16 protein-coding genes and 1 pseudogene are annotated in these 17,528 nt (G+C 61.1%); 12 read left to right on the forward strand and 5 right to left on the reverse strand.

The genetic code is table 11. The features are described from left to right. Positions 1–24: 24 nt before the first annotated feature. The 9 genes from NKJ20_RS29055 (at position 25) to NKJ20_RS29095 (ending at position 8,389) form a co-directional block, all read left to right on the forward strand. The gene (locus NKJ20_RS29055; protein WP_352698802.1) at positions 25–1,335 is read left to right on the forward strand and encodes a replication-associated recombination protein A; all 1,311 of its coding nucleotides are present in this window, start codon (positions 25–27) and stop codon (positions 1,333–1,335) included. A 136-nt stretch (positions 1,336–1,471) separates the two neighbouring features. Then, positions 1,472–2,302: an aspartyl/asparaginyl beta-hydroxylase domain-containing protein gene (locus tag NKJ20_RS29060; protein WP_352698804.1), complete on the forward strand. Its 831-nt coding sequence runs from the start codon at positions 1,472–1,474 to the stop codon at positions 2,300–2,302. A 31-nt stretch (positions 2,303–2,333) separates the two neighbouring features. After that, a complete protein-coding gene (gene crcB, locus NKJ20_RS29065) occupies positions 2,334–2,720 on the forward strand; it encodes a fluoride efflux transporter CrcB (RefSeq protein WP_352593858.1) in 387 nt (128 codons plus the stop codon). A gap of 122 nt (positions 2,721–2,842) precedes the next feature. Beyond that, positions 2,843–3,214, forward strand: a complete 372-nt coding sequence (gene crcB / locus NKJ20_RS29070; protein WP_245274632.1) for a fluoride efflux transporter CrcB — start codon at positions 2,843–2,845, stop codon at positions 3,212–3,214. Further along, positions 3,211–3,549 carry a DUF190 domain-containing protein gene (locus tag NKJ20_RS29075; RefSeq protein WP_254817158.1) on the forward strand — a complete coding sequence of 113 codons (339 nt, stop codon included), beginning with the start codon at positions 3,211–3,213 and terminating at the stop codon, positions 3,547–3,549. The genes crcB (NKJ20_RS29070) and NKJ20_RS29075 overlap by 4 nt, the downstream gene beginning before the upstream one ends. A gap of 62 nt (positions 3,550–3,611) precedes the next feature. Further along, positions 3,612–4,592 carry an RluA family pseudouridine synthase gene (locus tag NKJ20_RS29080; RefSeq protein ID WP_352748797.1) on the forward strand — a complete coding sequence of 327 codons (981 nt, stop codon included), beginning with the start codon at positions 3,612–3,614 and terminating at the stop codon, positions 4,590–4,592. 68 nt (positions 4,593–4,660) lie between these two features. Further along, positions 4,661–5,518, forward strand: a complete 858-nt coding sequence (locus tag NKJ20_RS29085) for a DMT family transporter (RefSeq protein WP_502895045.1) — start codon at positions 4,661–4,663, stop codon at positions 5,516–5,518. A gap of 2 nt (positions 5,519–5,520) precedes the next feature. Then, on the forward strand, positions 5,521–6,312 hold the full coding sequence (locus NKJ20_RS29090) for an ATP12 family chaperone protein (protein WP_352748802.1): 792 nt from the start codon (positions 5,521–5,523) through the stop codon (positions 6,310–6,312). A gap of 187 nt (positions 6,313–6,499) precedes the next feature. Next, positions 6,500–8,389 (forward strand): MFS transporter, encoded by a 1,890-nt coding sequence (locus tag NKJ20_RS29095; RefSeq protein ID WP_352748805.1) that lies wholly within the window; start codon positions 6,500–6,502, stop codon positions 8,387–8,389. Between the two features lie 84 nt (positions 8,390–8,473). Here the strand turns inward: NKJ20_RS29095 and NKJ20_RS29100 are convergent, their stop codons facing one another. Beyond that, the gene (locus tag NKJ20_RS29100; RefSeq protein WP_352451032.1) at positions 8,474–8,668 is read right to left on the reverse strand and encodes a DUF2735 domain-containing protein; all 195 of its coding nucleotides are present in this window, start codon (positions 8,666–8,668) and stop codon (positions 8,474–8,476) included. A gap of 319 nt (positions 8,669–8,987) precedes the next feature. Here NKJ20_RS29100 and NKJ20_RS29105 point away from each other — a divergent pair, with 319 nt between their 5' ends. Beyond that, positions 8,988–10,028: a glutamine synthetase beta-grasp domain-containing protein gene (locus tag NKJ20_RS29105; protein WP_352748807.1), complete on the forward strand. Its 1,041-nt coding sequence runs from the start codon at positions 8,988–8,990 to the stop codon at positions 10,026–10,028. A 116-nt stretch (positions 10,029–10,144) separates the two neighbouring features. Here the strand turns inward: NKJ20_RS29105 and glnA are convergent, their stop codons facing one another. Together glnA and NKJ20_RS29115 are read right to left on the reverse strand one after the other, a co-directional pair. Further along, positions 10,145–11,554, reverse strand: coding sequence for a type I glutamate--ammonia ligase (gene glnA, locus NKJ20_RS29110; protein WP_023675115.1), 1,410 nt, complete (start codon positions 11,552–11,554; stop codon positions 10,145–10,147). A 54-nt stretch (positions 11,555–11,608) separates the two neighbouring features. Further along, positions 11,609–11,947: a P-II family nitrogen regulator gene (locus tag NKJ20_RS29115; RefSeq protein ID WP_019857988.1), complete on the reverse strand. Its 339-nt coding sequence runs from the start codon at positions 11,945–11,947 to the stop codon at positions 11,609–11,611. Positions 11,948–12,304: 357 nt separating this feature from the next. On the opposite strand from NKJ20_RS29115, the gene NKJ20_RS29120 reads away from it, so the two are divergent. Together NKJ20_RS29120 and NKJ20_RS29125 are read left to right on the forward strand one after the other, a co-directional pair. Then, positions 12,305–13,843 carry an NAD(P)H-hydrate dehydratase gene (locus NKJ20_RS29120; RefSeq protein ID WP_352748810.1) on the forward strand — a complete coding sequence of 513 codons (1,539 nt, stop codon included), beginning with the start codon at positions 12,305–12,307 and terminating at the stop codon, positions 13,841–13,843. Beyond that, the gene (locus tag NKJ20_RS29125; protein ID WP_352748812.1) at positions 13,840–15,846 is read left to right on the forward strand and encodes a hypothetical protein; all 2,007 of its coding nucleotides are present in this window, start codon (positions 13,840–13,842) and stop codon (positions 15,844–15,846) included. The genes NKJ20_RS29120 and NKJ20_RS29125 overlap by 4 nt, the downstream gene beginning before the upstream one ends. A gap of 44 nt (positions 15,847–15,890) precedes the next feature. Here NKJ20_RS29125 and NKJ20_RS29130 read toward each other — a convergent pair whose 3' ends face one another. Then, on the reverse strand, positions 15,891–16,961 hold the full coding sequence (locus tag NKJ20_RS29130; RefSeq protein ID WP_352748814.1) for a M48 family metallopeptidase: 1,071 nt from the start codon (positions 16,959–16,961) through the stop codon (positions 15,891–15,893). Positions 16,962–16,967: 6 nt separating this feature from the next. Next, a pseudogene (locus NKJ20_RS29135) lies at positions 16,968–17,405 on the reverse strand (carboxyl transferase domain-containing protein); the annotation flags it as partial. Positions 17,406–17,528: the final 123 nt, after the last annotated feature.

A 17,528-nucleotide genomic window follows, 5' to 3' on the forward strand; every position in this document is an offset into this window, starting at 1 on the left:
CGGGCTCTAGGCAGAAGAAGTTGCATGGCCGATCTGTTCAGTGTCGATGAACCGGAAAAGACGCCGCCCGGCAGGCCGCTGGCGGACCGTCTGCGTCCGAAGAACCTCGGCGAGGTCGTCGGCCAGGAGCATCTGACCGGATCCGACGGCGCGCTGACGCGGCTGATCGGCTCCGGCTCGCTCGGCTCGATGATTTTCTGGGGCCCGCCCGGCACCGGCAAGACCACGGTCGCACGGCTGCTTGCCGGCGAGACAAGCCTCGCCTTCGAACAGATCTCGGCGGTGTTTTCCGGCGTTGCCGACCTGAAGAAAGTGTTCGAGGCAGCGAAGCTGCGCCGCTCCAACGGCCGCCAGACACTGCTGTTCGTCGACGAGATCCATCGCTTCAACCGCGCCCAGCAGGACAGTTTTCTGCCCGTGATGGAAGACGGCACCGTCGTGCTGGTCGGCGCCACCACGGAGAATCCGTCCTTCGAGCTTAACGCCGCGCTGTTGTCGCGCGCGCGTGTGCTGGTCTTCCACTCGCTCGGCGAGGACAGCATCGCCAAGCTGCTGGCGCGGGCCGAGGAGGCAGAGGGCAGGGCGCTGCCGCTCGATGACGAGGCACGGGCGATGCTCATCCGCATGAGCGATGGCGACGGCCGCGCGGCGCTGACGCTCGCCGAAGAGGTCTGGCGCGCAGCGAAATCAAAGGAGGTGTTCGGCGCCGAAGCCCTGCAGCGCATCGTCCAGCGCCGCGCGCCGATCTACGACAAGGGACAGGACGGCCACTACAATTTGATCTCCGCCTTGCACAAATCGGTGCGCGGCTCCGACCCCGACGCGGCACTCTACTATCTCGCCCGCATGTTCGACGCCGGCGAAGATCCGCTTTATCTCGGGCGCCGGTTGGTGCGCATGGCGATGGAGGATATCGGGCTGGCCGACCCGCAGGCGCTCGTCGTCGCTAACGCCGCCAAGGACGCCTATGACTATCTGGGCTCGCCCGAGGGCGAACTGGCCTTCGCCGAGGCGACCGTCTATCTCGCCACCGCGCCGAAATCCAATGCAGTCTATACCGCGTTCAAGGCCGCCACACAGGCAGCGAAGGAATTCGGTTCGCTGCTGCCGCCCAAGCACATTCTCAATGCGCCGACCAAGCTGATGAAACAGGAAGATTACGGCGCCGGCTACCGCTACGACCACGACGAACCCGACGCTTTTTCCGGCCAGGACTATTTTCCGGAGAAGATGGGAAGGCAGACATTCTACGACCCGCCCGAGCGCGGCTTCGAGCGCGATATCAGGAAGCGGCTGGATTATTGGGCGAAGCTGCGCAGCGAGCGGGAAAAGTAGCTGCCAGTCGCACACTGGTGTGATCGCCGTTGTCTGGCGGGATAAAAAACCCTATCAAGATGCGCCTCCGGCCGGCGGACAGGCCAGAAACGTACCGACGATATTCAGAACGGAATCGCGCCTGGCGCGTGGAAAAATGACAAAAAAAACTCGCAAGACCCTTCGAAAGTTCGCCATGGCGATCCCGCTGCTGGCGCTCGGCTTCTATTTCATTCCCATCCTGACGACAATTTTCATTGTCCTCGGCCTGGTCGACGTGTTGCGCAATGACAACAAGAACTGGGCGCTGTTCAGTGGTTATTTTCTCGGCAACGGCATCTTCACCTGGCTGCTTTCGCCCTTCAATCTGCTGGTCGATCTGCTGTGCTACAGAAACCGCGGTGTCTGGAAACTGGACCAGTTTCCTCCGGACTATCAGCGTGAGGTCAACGAGGTTCTGGACGTCTTCAAGGCGCGCAAGGACGAGATCATCGCCGATATCGACGCCAATTTCGGCAGCGGCCGGCGCGGCATGTATGTCTACCAGTGGTACGGCAAGCACAAGATCGACAACGTCGCCGAATTCAACAAGGATTTCAAATATATCAAGACCATCGCCGTGTCGGTGTTCAGAGGCAAGGAATCGACCTCCTGGCATTTCGGACCGCTGCGGCTCAGCCTGCGCATTCTCTACAATCTTCTCCCGGTGAAGGCCGAGGTTTTCGTCGAGTGCAACAACGCCAGGAACTACTGGCACGACAATCCGCTCTATATTTTCGACGACACGCTGCTGCACCGCTCGGTCAACGAATATGATGGGCGCCGCTACTGCGTGTTCATGGACATCATCCGGCCATCGCCATTCCCGGGCCTAATCGCCGCTCTTCTCGCCATCGTTTCGGTCAGCGTCGAGCGCATCAATGCCATGTTCTACAAGAACTGGAAGATGATCGGCTCCAGCAAGCCGAAGAAGGCCGGAGCCGCCTGACACCGTGGTGTGACCGGCGCGAGGAAGCACGATGTATCATCTGTTGCTTGTCTGCCTTGGTGGCGCGATCGGTGCAATGGCCCGCTTCTTCCTGTCCGGCTTCGTCGCCCGCCGGGTCGGCGAGACCTTTCCCTGGGGCACTATGGCCGTCAACGTCTCGGGAGCGTTTGCAATCGGTGTCGTTGCGCATGCGGTGGCGCGCGACGGCATGCCCGCCATCTGGGCCTTTACCGTTACCGGCGGCCTCGGCTGCTACACCACGGTTTCTTCCTTCAGCCTGCAGACGCTGGCGCTGGCGCGCGAGGGCGAATGGCGGCGCGCCGGCGGAAATGTGCTGCTTTCGGTTTTTCTGAGCCTCGGCGGCGTGACGCTGGGCTTTGCTGCGGGAAGTCTTCTGATTGGCGGCGGGGCGCCGTGAGCGGCCTGCGGAAGCTCCGCCACGACGGGACGGACACTGCGGCAGGGCATGCGGCGCGCCTCATTGGCCGTCGCAGAACCAACGAAACGGTTCGGCTCTATGCGACCGTAGCCGCAGGCAGCATGATCGGCGGTGTGTTGCGGGCGCTTGCCTCATCGACGAGCACTGCCCTGTGGGGCGCTGGATTTCCCTTCGGCACGCTCCTCGTCAACATTGTTGGCTCGTTCCTCATCGGCTTCTACGCGACATTGACGGGACCGGATGGTCGCGTCTTCGCCGGTCCGCTGCAACGTCAATTCTTCATGGCCGGCTTCTGCGGCGGCCTGACGACCTTCTCCGCTTTCAGCCTTGAAACACTCACCCTCGCGCAAGGCGGGAGGCTTGTGGCGGCGGGACTCAATATCGCGATCTCCGTGGTGGCCTGGCTTGCCGCCGTCTGGCTTGGCCACATCTTTGCAGTTCGGCTCAACCGGCTGAGAGGGTCCAGGCAATGAAGATACCAACCCAGGCACAATTGCTGCGCATATTTATCGGCGAAAACGACAAGGCAGATGGCCGTCCGCTGTATGAGGTTATCGTGCTGAGGGCCCGCGAAATGCAGATCGCCGGCGCGACCGTCCTGCGCGGCGCGATGGGGTTCGGCCATTCCAGCCGGCTTCACACCACGAAGATCCTCCGCCTGTCGGAGGATCTGCCACTCGTCATCGAGATCGTCGATGACGAGGAAAAATTGGCCGCTTTCCTGCCCGTGCTTGAAACAATCATGACAAGTGGTTTGATTACGCTGGAGAAAGTTCAGGTTCTGCAATATGGAACCGACAACGAATAACCGAGTGAGATTGCGGGTACCGGCGAACGCCGTTGCATGCCTGCAAAACGGCGATTGGAATCATGGCAGGCGTTGAACAGATCACAGTGGACGCCGGCGAGGCGGGCATGCGGCTCGACCGCTGGTTCAAGAGCCATTTCCCCGGTCTCGGTTTCGGTCATCTGCAGAAGCTGCTGCGTTCCGGCCAGATCCGCGTCGACGGCGGCAGGGTGAAGGCCGATACCCGCGTCGAAGCCGGCCAGACGGTCCGAGTGCCGCCGCTCGAAGTCGACAAGAAAGGTGAAAGCCCGCTCACCGGTCATTCGATCCGCAACCAGGGCGACGCCGACGTTTTGGCAAAGATGCTGATCCATGAGGACCCGAAGGTCTTCGTCTTCAACAAGCCGGCCGGCCTGGCGGTCCAGGGCGGCTCTGGCGTCACCCGTAATGTCGACGACATGCTGGAAGCCTGGCGCAACCAGAAGGGCGAGAAGCCGCGTCTGGTGCACCGGCTCGACCGCGACACGTCGGGTGTGCTGGTTGTCGCCCGTACAAGGCTCGCCGCCATGAAGCTCGCCGAAGCGTTCCGGGCGCGTGAGACGAAGAAAACCTACTGGGCGCTGGTTAAGGGCGTGCCGCCGAAGCGCGAGGACAAGATCTCGACCTGGCTGATCAAGGAACCGACGGCCGACGGCGATCGTGTGCGCATCGCCAAGCATGGCGAAAAGGGCGCCGATCACGCCGTGTCCTATTACCGCATCGTCGAGCAGGCGGCGCAGACCCTGTCCTGGCTGGAAATGGAACCCTATACCGGGCGCACCCACCAGCTTCGTGTCCATGCCGCCCATATCGGTTGCCCGATCATCGGCGACCCCAAATATTTCGAGGCCGACACCAATTGGGGTTTTCCAGGCGGCATGCAGAACCGGCTGCATCTGCACGCGCGCCGCATCGTCATCCCGCATCCCGACAAGGGCTTTGTCGACGTCACCGCACCGATGCCGCCGCATATGCGCCAGAGCTGGAACCTGCTCGGTTTCGACGACGCGAGCGCGGAGGACTAGCGGCGGTGGGCGTCGCCACAGATACGCTCGACCGCCGTGACGCGGTCGATCTGGCGGCCGCCGCCATCATGGTCGGGCTGACCTTTTCGTGGGGCCTGAACTACGTTGCCGCCAAGATCTCCTATGCTGGCTACGACCCTGTTTTCCTGTCCATCGCCCGCTCGGTCATCGGCGGCCTGTGTGTTTTCGGCTGGTGCCGCTGGCGCGGCATTGCGCTGTTCACGCCCGACAAGACCCTCGTCGCCGGCATCCTGGCAGGCGCGCTTTTCGGTCTCGAGTTCCTGTTTCTCTATGTCGGGCTCGAGCACACCACTGTCGTGCGCAACACTTTGCTGGTCAACACGATGCCGTTCTGGATGCTGGTCGGCGGTCATTTCCTGCTGGGCGAAAGCATCACGGCACGCAAGCTCGTTGGTCTTCTGCTCGCTTTCGCCGGACTGATCGCGGTGTTTTCCGATAAACTGAGCGCCAATGGCGGCGCAACATTGGGCGGCGATTTGCTCAGTCTCGGTGCCGGCATTCTGTGGGCCGTGACCAATATTGTCATCAAGCGGTCGAAGCTGGTGACGGCCAGCGCCGAAAAGCTGCTGCTCTATCAGCTGGCCGGGGCCGCCGTCGTCGGCATTTTGGTGATGCCTTTTGCCGGGCCGCCCGTCCGCAACTTTACCGTCTTGCCAACCTTGGCTCTGTTGTTCCAGGCCGTCTACGTCGTCGCGTTCACCTATGTGCTGTGGTTCTGGCTGCTGCGGCGCTACCCTGCATCTGGACTGTCGAGCTTCACTTTCCTGTCGCCGGTGTTTGGTGTGCTGTGCGGCGCCGTGTTCTTGAACGAGCCGCTGACCGTTCGTATCTTCCTGGCACTCGCCCTGATCGCCGCCGGACTCATCATCGTCAACCGGCCGGTCCGAAAACAAAGTCCCGGATGAGCATGCGCGATATATTAAACGACCTCGAAGCTGGAAAGCAGCTCTCTGATCCGGACCCGGTGCGTCGCGCCCAGATCCAGATGAAGACGCCGCTGCCGAAGCGCTTCTACAAGACCGTCGCGGTAGCACCGGTCGAAGACGGTTTTGCCGTCCATCTCGATGGCAAGCCCGTCCGCACGCCGGCCAAGGCGCTGCTGGCGCTGCCGACCGAAAAGGCGGCTGCTCTCGTCGCCGAGGAATTCGCCGCACAGAAGGAGACCATCGACCCGGTGACGATGCCGGTGATGCGTCTGGTCAATACGGCAATCGATGGCGTCGCCAGTGATCCCCAGGCCGTGCTGGAGGACATCCTGCGCTTTGCCTCGTCCGATCTGCTCTGCTACCGCGCCGATGCGCCCCAAGGACTCGTCGACCGGCAGAACGAGCATTGGGATCCGGTCATCGACTGGGTGCGCAGCGCGCTCGGCGCCCGGTTCCATCTTGCCGAAGGCGTGATCCATGTCGAACAGCCGCGCGAGAGTATCGCGCTGCTTGGCCAGCATCTTGCCCAACGTGCCGATCCGCTGCGCCTTGCCGCCATCCACGTCATGACGTCGCTGACCGGATCGGCGCTGCTGGCGCTGGCCGTCGACTTCGGCGAGCTCGACGGCGAGGCGGCCTGGGCTGCCGGTCATGTCGACGAGGACTGGCAGGCCGAGCAATGGGGCCATGATGCCGAGGCCGTCGCGCACCGCGCGGCCCGCAAGCGCGACATGATGGCGGCAGTCACGCTGCTCGAAGCTCTCAAAGGCTGACCGCACCGTCGTTTCTATTTCGCACTGCACATTAGACCAAAGTCATAATCCCAAAGACGGTCTGCCTCTGGACGGCGCTTTCTGTCATTTTTTGTACTGGTGGCTGCACTGAGTCTGCGTTCCGAGGAAACGCGGACGATGACGCGCAGCATCGAGGACTGACGGAATCACACGGGAGGATACGCTCATGGCAATGGCATCGACCGCCGGCAAAACAAGCCGCGGCATGACGCGCGAGGAGAAGAAGGTCATCTTCGCTTCCTCGCTCGGCACCGTTTTCGAATGGTACGATTTTTATCTCTACGGCTCGCTGGCAGTGTTCATTGGTTCGACTTTTTTCAGTCCAACCATTCCGGAAGCGACGCGCAATATTTTCGCGCTGCTGGCGTTTGCCGCTGGCTTCCTCGTGCGCCCGTTCGGCGCATTGCTGTTCGGCCGCATCGGCGACCTTGTCGGCCGTAAATACACTTTCCTTGTCACCATGACGATCATGGGCCTGTCGACCTTCCTGGTCGGCTTGCTGCCTGGCTATGCGACTTTGGGCATCGCCGCTCCCGTGATCCTGATCATCTTGCGCATGTTGCAGGGCCTGGCGCTCGGCGGCGAGTATGGCGGTGCCGCCACCTATGTCGCCGAGCATGCACCTGACGATCGCCGCGGCTACTACACGTCGTGGATACAGACGACGGCAACGCTCGGCCTATTCCTGTCGCTGATCGTCATCCTGATCGTCCAGGGGTCGATGACCAAGGAAACCTACGCCGCCTGGGGCTGGCGCATTCCGTTCATCGTTTCCTTCCTCCTCCTCGGCATTTCGATCTGGATCCGGCTGTCGCTTTCTGAATCGCCGACCTTCCAGCGCATGAAGGACGAAGGCAAAGGCTCCAAGGCGCCGCTGTCAGAAGCCTTCGGTCAGTGGAAGAACGCCAAGATCGCGCTGCTGGCGCTGCTCGGCCTCACAGCCGGTCAGGCCGTAGTTTGGTACAATGGCCAGTTCTACGCGCTGTTCTTCTTGCAGAACGTGCTCAAGGTCGATCCGCAATCGGTCAACATCATGATCGCGATTGCTCTGGCTGTTGGCTCGATCTTCTTCGTCGTGTTCGGCTGGCTCTCCGACAAGATCGGCCGCAAGCCGATTATCATGGCCGGCCTTGCACTGGCGATCGTCTGCACCTTCCCGTTGTTCAAGGCGCTGACCTGGGCAGCCAACCCGGCGCTCGCCACAGCGCAGCAGAACACCCGTGCGACGGTGACCGCGGCACCGGGAGACTGCAAGTTCCAGTTCAACCCGGTGGGCACGGCGAAGTTCACCACGTCCTGCGATATCGCCACCTCGTTTCTGACCAAGAACTCGGTGCCTTATGACGTAGTGGCCACGGCAGCGCCCGGCACTGCTGCGTCGGTCAAAATCGGCAACGAGACGGTTGAGTCGTATGACGCCACCGCAGCCGGCGATCAAGCCAAGGCCAAGGACGCTGCTTTCGCCAAGGCGGTAAACACGGCGCTTCAGGACGGCGGCTATCCGCTGAAACGGGCAGCGGCGAAGGTGCCGAATCAGAAGCTCGAAGCCTTCATCGCGGCCAATCCCGAACTGAAGCTCGATGCGGCCGCGATCCGCGCCGGCGAGAAGGCCATGGTTCCGACCGACCAGGCGATCAAGGACAAGCTGCTGACTGCCGATGAGGCTGCGGGAGCTCCCGAGGTCACCGTCTACACCGTACCAGGCGGCGGTCCCTTTGCCATGTTCGCCGACCCGGCGGCGGTCAACTGGCCGATGACGATCGGCATCCTGCTCATCCTCGTGATCTTCGTCACGATGGTCTACGGGCCTATTGCCGCGATCCTGGTCGAGATGTTCCCGACCCGCATCCGCTACACCGGCATGTCGCTGCCCTACCATATCGGCAATGGCTGGTTCGGCGGGCTGCTGCCGGCGACGGTGTTCGCGCTCAGCGCCTACAAGGGCGATATCTACTACGGACTCTGGTACCCAGTGGTGATCGCGGCGATGTCGCTGATCATCGGCATGATCTTCGTCAGGGATACCCTCGGAACAGACCTGCACACTAAGCAGTAGCCGACCTGTCCCGGCTCAAGCAAAGCCCGGCGCGAGCGATCGCGCCGGGCTTTGCCAATTTATCAAATACGCGGACGGAGAAGCCTAGCTCTTCCGATCCTGGTTCGCTTCCTCGATCGCTGCTTCATGATACCAGGCACTTCCGAAATCCGTGCGGTTGCGCAACGAAGCAAGTTCTGCCGCGAACTTAGCCTTTCCGCTTAAATTTGAGGCAGAAGCGCGCGCTGCCACCGGGAACATCAGGATTTTGGCCGACTGACGAGTGGAAGTGATTTCCATTGTCGGTTTCCTTTCTTCGACAGAACCTTGCCGATTCAACCTTTCCCCAACATAGGTTCAGCAATCAAAATAGGCAACATGATTACAAAAAGATCAGTACTTGCACATTATTTGTGCAAAATATGCTTGTGGATGATCCGAGCGCAGCATGACGGCGGACCAGCGATTTTGGGCGGATACAACCTCACTTTTGCCGCATCCATCGCCGGCGAGAATGGCACACGAATTGCATTTTAGTAATCCGGCAGGTCGGCTGCTGGATAGGCCGGCTCGCCCCGGCGCCATCCAGGGTTCGGTGATCAAGCAACGAGAGGCTAGAATGACGAAATACAAGCTCGAGTACATTTGGCTCGATGGATACACCCCGGTTCCCAATCTTCGCGGAAAGACGCAGGTCAAGGACTATGCCGAGTTTCCGACGCTCGACCAGCTTCCGCTGTGGGGCTTCGACGGTTCTTCGACCATGCAGGCCGAGGGCCACAGCTCCGACTGCGTTTTGAAGCCGGTCGCCGTTTATCCCGATCCCGCCCGCACCAATGGCGCTCTCGTCATGTGCGAGGTCATGATGCCGGACGGCGTGACGCCGCATGCGTCCAACAAGCGCGCCACCATTCTCGACGACGAGGGCGCCTGGTTCGGCTTCGAGCAGGAATATTTCTTCTACAAGGACGGCCGCCCGCTCGGCTTCCCCGAGAGTGGCTATCCGGCGCCGCAAGGCCCGTACTACACTGGCGTCGGCTACAGCAATGTCGGCTCCGTCGCCAGGCAGATCGTCGAGGAGCATCTCGACCTTTGCCTTGCCGCCGGCATCAATCACGAAGGCATCAACGCGGAGGTGGCCAAAGGCCAGTGGGAATTCCAGATCTTCGGCAAGGGCTCCAAGAAGGCCGCCGACCAGATGTGGATGGCGCGCTATTTGATGCAGCGCCTGACCGAGAAGTACGGCATCGACATCGAATACCACTGCAAGCCGCTCGGCGGCACCGACTGGAACGGCTCGGGAATGCATGCCAACTTCTCGACCGCTTATATGCGCGAAGTCGGCGGCAAGGGCTATTTCGAGGCGCTGATGGCAGCCTTCGACAAAAACCTGATGGATCACATCGCCGTCTACGGGCCGGACAACGACAAGCGTTTGACCGGCAAGCACGAGACTGCGCCGTGGAACAGGTTCAGCTACGGCATCGCCGATCGCGGCGCCTCGATTCGCGTGCCGCACTCCTTCATCAACAACGGCTACAAGGGCTATCTCGAGGATCGCCGGCCGAACTCGCAGGGCGACCCCTACCAGATCGCCTCGCAGATATTGAAGACGATCGCCTCCGTCCCGACCAGCGCCGAGGTTTCGGCCGCGGCTTGAGCATTCGTCACGGCGTGGACCTCAGGTCTGCGCTGTGACTTTCTCTCCAATCGCATCACAATAAAAAACCCCGGCGTCTCTGCCGGGGTTTTTTCTATTGGCTGCAACAATCCGGATCACACCGAATAATACATATCGTATTCGACCGGATGCGGGGTCATTTCGAAGCGCATCACCTCGGCCATCTTGAGCTCGATGTAGCTGTCGATCTGGTCGTCGTCGAAGACGCCGCCGGCCTTCAGGAAGCCGCGGTCCTTGTCGAGGCTCTGCAAAGCCTCGCGCAGCGAGCCGCAAACGGTCGGGATTTTCTTCAATTCCTTCGGCGGCAGGTCGTAGAGATCCTTGTCCATCGGCTGTCCCGGGTGGATCTTGTTCTTGATGCCGTCAAGGCCGGCCATCAGCATGGCGGCGAAGGCGAGATAGGGGTTCGCGCCCGGATCGGGGAAGCGGACCTCGACGCGCTTGGCCTTCGGCGACGAGCCGAACGGAATGCGGCACGAGGCCGAGCGGTTGCGTGCCGAATAGGCGAGCAGCACCGGCGCTTCATAGCCCGGCACCAGGCGCTTGTAGGAATTGGTCAGCGGGTTGGTAAAGGCGTTGATCGCCTTGGCATGCTTGATGATACCACCGATGTAGAACAGGCAGCTCTCGGACAGGCCGGCATATTCGTTGCCGGCGAAGGTCGGCTTGCCTTCCTTCCAAATCGACTGGTGGACATGCATGCCCGAGCCATTGTCGCCGAACACCGGCTTCGGCATGAAAGTGGCCGTCTTGCCGTAGGCGTTGGCGACCTGGTGCACGACATATTTATAGATCAGCATCTTGTCGGCGTTGCGGACCAGCGTGTCGAACTTGATGCCGAGCTCGTGCTGGGCGGCGGCCACTTCGTGATGGTGCTTTTCAACGCGCACGCCCATCTCGGCGAGCACGGTGAGCATTTCCGAGCGCATGTCCTGTGCCGAATCGACCGGCGGCACCGGGAAATAGCCGCCCTTGATGCGCGGCCGATGACCGAGGTTGCCGGTCTCGTAGTCGGTGTCGTCATTGGACGGCAGTTCGGTCGAATCCAGCCTGAAGCCGGTGTTGTAGGGATCGGCCTTGTACTTGACGTCGTCGAACACGAAGAACTCGGCTTCAGGACCGACGAAGATCTGGTCGCCGATGCCTTCGGCCTTCATGTAGGCCTCGGCTTTTTTAGCGGTGCCGCGCGGGTCGCGATTGTAGGACTCCCCGGAGATCGGATCGAGGATGTCGCACAGGATGACCATCGTCGACTGCGCGAAGAACGGGTCCATATGCACCGTATCGGAATCCGGCATCAGCACCATGTCGGACTCGTTGATCGCCTTCCAGCCGGCGATCGAGGAACCGTCGAACATGACGCCATCGGCAAACATGTCTTCCTCGACCTCGACGACATCCATCGTAACGTGCTGCAGTTTGCCCTTCGGATCGGTGAAGCGCAGATCGACGAACTTAACGTCGTTGTCCTTGATCTGCTTCATGATGTCTTTGGCTGTCGTCATGTCCCTGCTTCCCTATGTGATGACGTTTTGAACATGGCCTTTTAACGGGAAAATTCAGACGGCGTCCATGCCGGTTTCGCCGGTGCGGATGCGCACCACTTCCTCGATATTGGAGACGAAGATCTTGCCGTCGCCGATGCGGCCAGTCTGGGCCGCCTTGCGGATGGCTTCGATCGCTGCTTCGACCGCATCGTCGCCGAGCACGACTTCGATTTTCACCTTCGGCAGGAAGTCGACGACATATTCGGCGCCGCGATAAAGCTCGGTATGGCCCTTCTGGCGGCCAAACCCTTTGGCCTCGGTAACGGTGATACCTTGCAGGCCGGCCTCCTGAAGCGCTTCCTTCACTTCGTCTAGCTTGAACGGCTTGATGATCGCTTCGATCTTTTTCATGTAAAAAGTGGCCTCCACTGCCAAAAAAGACGGGTTGTGAGCCCCGCTTGCGCCTCAATCAAGCACGAACTGTGCCAATTGATGGGGTGCCGGGTGGGCTCACATGATTTGGATACCATGCTACGCGGGAATGTACATTCGCGTCATTCCCTGCGTCGGATGCGCCATGAACGCCGCGAGCCTACACACCGCCGGTCCTGCCGTCCGCACAAAAATTGGGCAGATCGGGTATTTCATGGGCAGCTGCGCGCCGTCGTCCCGAATGATGTACGCCGCCAAATTGCTTGGGGACCTTCGTTGTTTGCGTCGGATCAAAAACTGGACAATGCTTGGGGAAATGATGTGCATGTCGCCCGCATGAGCAATGAGCTTCTGTCTCCGTCCGACATGGCCGAGGCCGACCGGCTGGCGATTGCCGCTGGTCCATTCGACGGCATCGGCCTGATGCGCAATGCCGGTGCTGCGGTTGCTGCCGTAGTACTCAAGCGCTACCCGAACGCAACGCGCGTCCACGTGCTTTGCGGCCCCGGCAACAATGGCGGCGACGGCTATGTCGTGGCGCGGTTGTTGGCAGAGGCCGGGATGAAGGTCGCCGTTTGGGCCGAAGGCAAGCAGAAAGCGGGGAGCGATGCGGCGTTGGCGGCCGAAGCTTGCGACCTGCCGGTGAACCATATTGCCCATTGTTATCCAGAAGCGGGTGAAGTGGTCGTGGACGCGCTCTACGGTGCAGGTCTGTCGAAGGATATTTCCCTACATGCGTCAGCCGTCTCGGGCCGCAGCGCAGCGGAGAAAGTGCCAGTCGTCTCAATCGACCTGCCATCCGGCGTGTCGGGCGAGAGCGGATTGACCAATGCCTATTTCGACGCTGCGGTGACTGTGACCTTCGTGCGGAAAAAGCCAGGCCATCTACTGATGCCAGGACGCAGTATGTGCGGCGAAATCATTGTCGCTGATATCGGGATTCCGGATGGGATCGTCGACCAACTCAAGATCAAGACGTTCGAGAACACGCCGGACCTCTGGCTACGATGGGAGTTTCCGAGAACGTCTGCCGATACGCACAAATACAAACGCGGCCAAGTCGGCGTTTTTTCGGGCGGGCCGAATGCGACTGGTGCGGCAAGATTGTCAGCGATGGCCGCGGCCAGAAGCGGAGCAGGGGCAGTGACCGTGCTTTCGCCTAGCGATGCCATGCAGGTGAACGCCGCGCATCTGACCTCGATCATGCTGCGTGCGGTAGATACGGTGGCGGACGCAGGCGAGTTCATCAACGAAAGGCAGCATACTGCGTTCGTTCTCGGCCCCGGATTCGGAGTCGGCGAAAAAGCCCGCGACTTCGTCTTGCGGTTGCTCGAGCAGGACGAGGTCTATGATTTCAAACGCATGGGCCTGTTTGGAGGCATTGTGCTTGATGCCGATGGCCTGACTTCGTTTCGCGACGCTCCAGATGTTCTCTTTGAAGCAGCACATCGAACCTTCGCACCAAGTCTGGTGCTGACGCCGCATGAAGGCGAATTCGCCAGGCTTTTTCCCGACATTGCCAAATCGAAGAAGCAGTCAAAGCTCGCCAAGGCCCGCGCCGCCGCAGCGCGTGCCAATGCAGTCATTGTCTACAAGGGCGCCGACTCGGTGATCGCGGCGCCGGACGGCCGGGCGGCGATCAACGCCAACGGCGCGCCCTGGCTGGCAACAGCCGGGTCAGGCGATGTTCTGGCGGGCATCGTTGCCGCGCTGCTGGCGCAGGGGATGCGGGCTTTCCAGGCCGCCTGCGCCGCGGTCTGGATCCATGCCGAGGCCGGCAGGCGCTTCGGTCCAGGGTTGATCGCTGAGGATTTGCCGCTGGCTCTGGTGCCGTTGTTGCGCGAATTGGTCGAGAGCCAACCGGACCTTCTATGAGACGCCTTGCTCTCCTTCTCACCACGCTTGTCATGGCCGCTTTGACGACACTGTCGGCGAATGCCGCTGAGCAGCCGGTGACCATCGTCGATGATCCAGCAGTGCTTGCTGCTCTCGATGCCAAGGGCTTTGGCCTCGCCGGCATTTTCGGCGTCGATGGCAAGGGCGATTTGAAGACGCTTTACGACAAGGCGCCGGCCTATCACGCGATCGTCGAAACGATTGCAAGCGACGTCGCGGCATTGCGGGCCGAGATGAAGGCCGGTGGTCGGCCGCTCTACGAGGTGACCGACGGCAATGTTGGCCGTGTCATGGACATGCGCTGGCTGAGGACCGATGCCGCGCGCTTCCGCCTCGTCGGCATCGTCAACCGGCTCGACCGGCGCGACTTCGCCGCGCTGCAAGGCGATACGAGTTGCGGCGAAGTGCGCTTCGTCTATCGCTTATCCTATAGTTTCAAGAAAAACGGCAAGGTTCTGGCCTCGCGCCTGCCGTTCAATTTCAGTGCCGTCTACGATGCCGCGCCGGATGCCGACGGCGGTTGTGTCGGCGTCGCCGGACGCTGGGCACCACAACTCGACGAGAGCGTCGATGCCGGCTGGCTGACCGGTGGGCCGCTGGAAAGGACGGCGCTCACCTTCAAGCAGCTCGAGCTCAATGCGCAAGTGGTGCGCTTCCCCTCCGGCCAGGAGACCGAATTCGGCGGGCAGGCTGCCTATCTCATGCGAATTTTCGGCATCGACGGAGCGGCTGTCAGCGAAAAGCCGCTGGAAAACACGCCCGACACGGCACGTCTCGCCGAAGATGCTGCGCTGAAAGCAAGACTTGCCGACTATGTCCGCACCAATGTCGCGGCGGTCGATCTCGGCGTCTACCAAATCCCCGATGAATTCTTGGCAAGGAAGGTCATTTCGTGGTCGACCTTCGGCAGTGCAAGGCAGGCCAACCACCCGTTCACGCCACTGTTCCAGCCCGCGGATTTCGCTGGTGTCGATTTCTCCGCGCTGAAGCTGGTGCGCGCGCCGGAGGCATTGGTCGAGCGGCTGGACAACGGCGCCTGCCAGGGCTGCCATCAGGCGGGCTCGACCGCCGGCTTCCATTTCATCGGCCTGGACGACAAGACGACCTCGCCGCTCAACCGCATTGAGGTCGGCATCTCCCCGCATCTCCACGCCGACATCCCGCGCCGCGTCGCCTGGCTGCGCGCGACTGCCGACGGCAAGGAACCGAACCGCTTTCGCCCGTTATCGTTCGCGCCGCCGGCGACCTGGAACGATGCCGGCGAAATCGCCTATTCGCCGGCCGAAATGGCGATGCCGTGCCTGATGCCGGCGGATGCGGCCCGCTTCGGCGCAACATGGCAATGCGGCGCCGGCACCGTCTGCACGCCGCTGGCAACCGCGTCCGGCGTGCGCACCAAGCTGGCGCAATGCCTGTTGCCCAAGGACAGCGAAGACATGTTTTCCGGCCACCCCTGTTTAACGGGATACATCGCCAGCAACCCGGCACAGCCTTTCAATGACCACTATACCATCACCAGTCAGTTCGCCGCGTTCGCACCAAGCATTTCGCGCGCCGCCTACACCTGCCGACCGCCGAAGATCGGTGTGCCGGCGGGTATCGCCTATCGCGGCTGCGACGACCGGGATCGCAGCTTTGCCGCCTTCAAGACGGGCAAGCCGATGCCGAACGAGATTTGCGGGCTGGTCGGCGGCAAAAAATTCGACACCTGCGTGGCGACCAATAATTTCGACCAGTGCCTGGGCGGCGCCGTCAATCGCGGCAATCGTCCTGCCTGCTCGGCCGACCATTTCTGCCGCGAGGATTACATGTGTCAGTCGCTGCCGCCCGATACACCCGGTATCGGCAAAGTGAAGGGCATCGGCTTCTGCTCGCCGACCTATTTCATCTTCCAGATGCGCATCGACAATCACGCCACGCCGTGGTCGGGCGCCGTCCGCGCGACGATGGGAGCCGGGTTCGGAGCAGCGGAAGCGGAATAGCCTGCGCCGACTGGGCATTAGCCGCTATAGTTTCAGGTGGATAGCTATCGATCGAGATAGTCGGCGATCTTCGATGTCCATTCGCCGTCGAAATGGCGGACATGTTCGGCGACGATCTCATCGCTCAGCAGGCTCGACAAGGCGGAAACCAGAACTGGTTTTATCTCTGGAGCCGAGCTAAATCCAAGAGCAGTCAAACGTTCGGACCAGGGCGGATGATCCGCGCTTTCGTTATCTGGCGCGTCCCAGGCCTTTTGCGCATATTCTTGCAGGATGGGAAGCCTCGACAGGTGACTGGCGGCCGCCAGAACTCTTTCAAGTGGTGGACGAGGCGGTACCATGGTGCCAAGCAGTTCACGTTTAAGCGGAATATACACTTGGTCATCGAAGAGCGCACTGGCAGCACCGATCAGCAGCATGGCGCGCGCCGTTTCATATGCATCGCCGGACATCGCTGCATGACGATCTGCGTCAATTTCCGCCCGCCGCGACAACCGTATTTCTTCGCGCTCCAGCGTGCGCGACAGCGGGCCAAGCATCCAGTAGAACAGGCTGCCCGAAACGGTTTTTCCCGGTGGGGCGAAGTCGAAGATTAGATCGAAGCTCATTTCGAGTTCGGCCAGGTTGAGCCCGCCATTTGTATCTTTATTTTTCAGATGGGCGTCCTCATGGGCCAAGATCGCCGCAAACCCCTTTTGGTCGGTCGCTGCGAGCAGCGGCAGGCCCACGGTGAGAATTGCCCTGCGACCAAGCAGGCCCAGAAACGGCCGCTCTTCACCGATGCTAGCGTTGAGATCGTCGCTCAGGATGATGTTCGTGCGGCTGGCGCGGTGTTTGCCGGCAATACTCTCCCAGACAGCCCACAATTTCGGGGCTGATTCCCGAGTAATCCCGTCCACCTTGCTGGGTCGAAAACCAGCGAACAATGTCCCGATCAACAGAACGATGGCCAGCATCGCGGCCGGGATCGCAACAACGCCAGTCGCGATGACAGCGAGCGGATAGCAATCGAGGAACCAGAACCACAGGAGTATTGGGCAAAACAGCGGCAGGGCGAAGAGCAGGATGGCAAACCTGCCGAAACGCGCTCCTACATAGAGGACCAGGCGCGACATCAACCCTCACAGCGGAATGTTGTCGTGCTTCTTCCAGGGGTTTTGCATATCCTTGTTGCGCAGCATCCTGAGCGCGCGGGCGATGCGGCGGCGGGTCGAATGCGGCATGATCACCTCGTCGACATAGCCACGCTCGGCGGCAACGAAGGGGGACAGGAAGCGATCCTCGTAAGCTTTTGTGTGCGCTGCAATTTTCTCCGCGTCGCCGATATCCTTGCGATAGATGATCTCGACTGCGCCCCTGGCGCCCATCACCGCAATCTGCGCCGTTGGCCAGGCATAGTTCATGTCACCGCGCAAATGCTTTGACGCCATGACGTCATAGGCGCCGCCATAGGCCTTTCTGGTGATGACGGTGATCTTTGGCACGGTCGCTTCGGCATAGGCGAACAGAAGCTTGGCGCCGTGCTTGATCAACCCACCATATTCCTGCGCGGTGGGGGGGGGGAGGGCCCCGGCGAGGGCGGAGGGGGCGGGGAGGGGGGGGGGGTGGGTGTTTTAAAAAAAAAGGGCCCCCCCGCCAAACGGGAAGGGGGTGTGGGGGGGATGGTGGGGTAAAAAATAAAT

Origin of the sequence: Mesorhizobium sp. M0185 (assembly GCF_040322175.1) — a bacterium.
Taxonomy (GTDB): Bacteria; Pseudomonadota; Alphaproteobacteria; order Rhizobiales; family Rhizobiaceae; genus Mesorhizobium.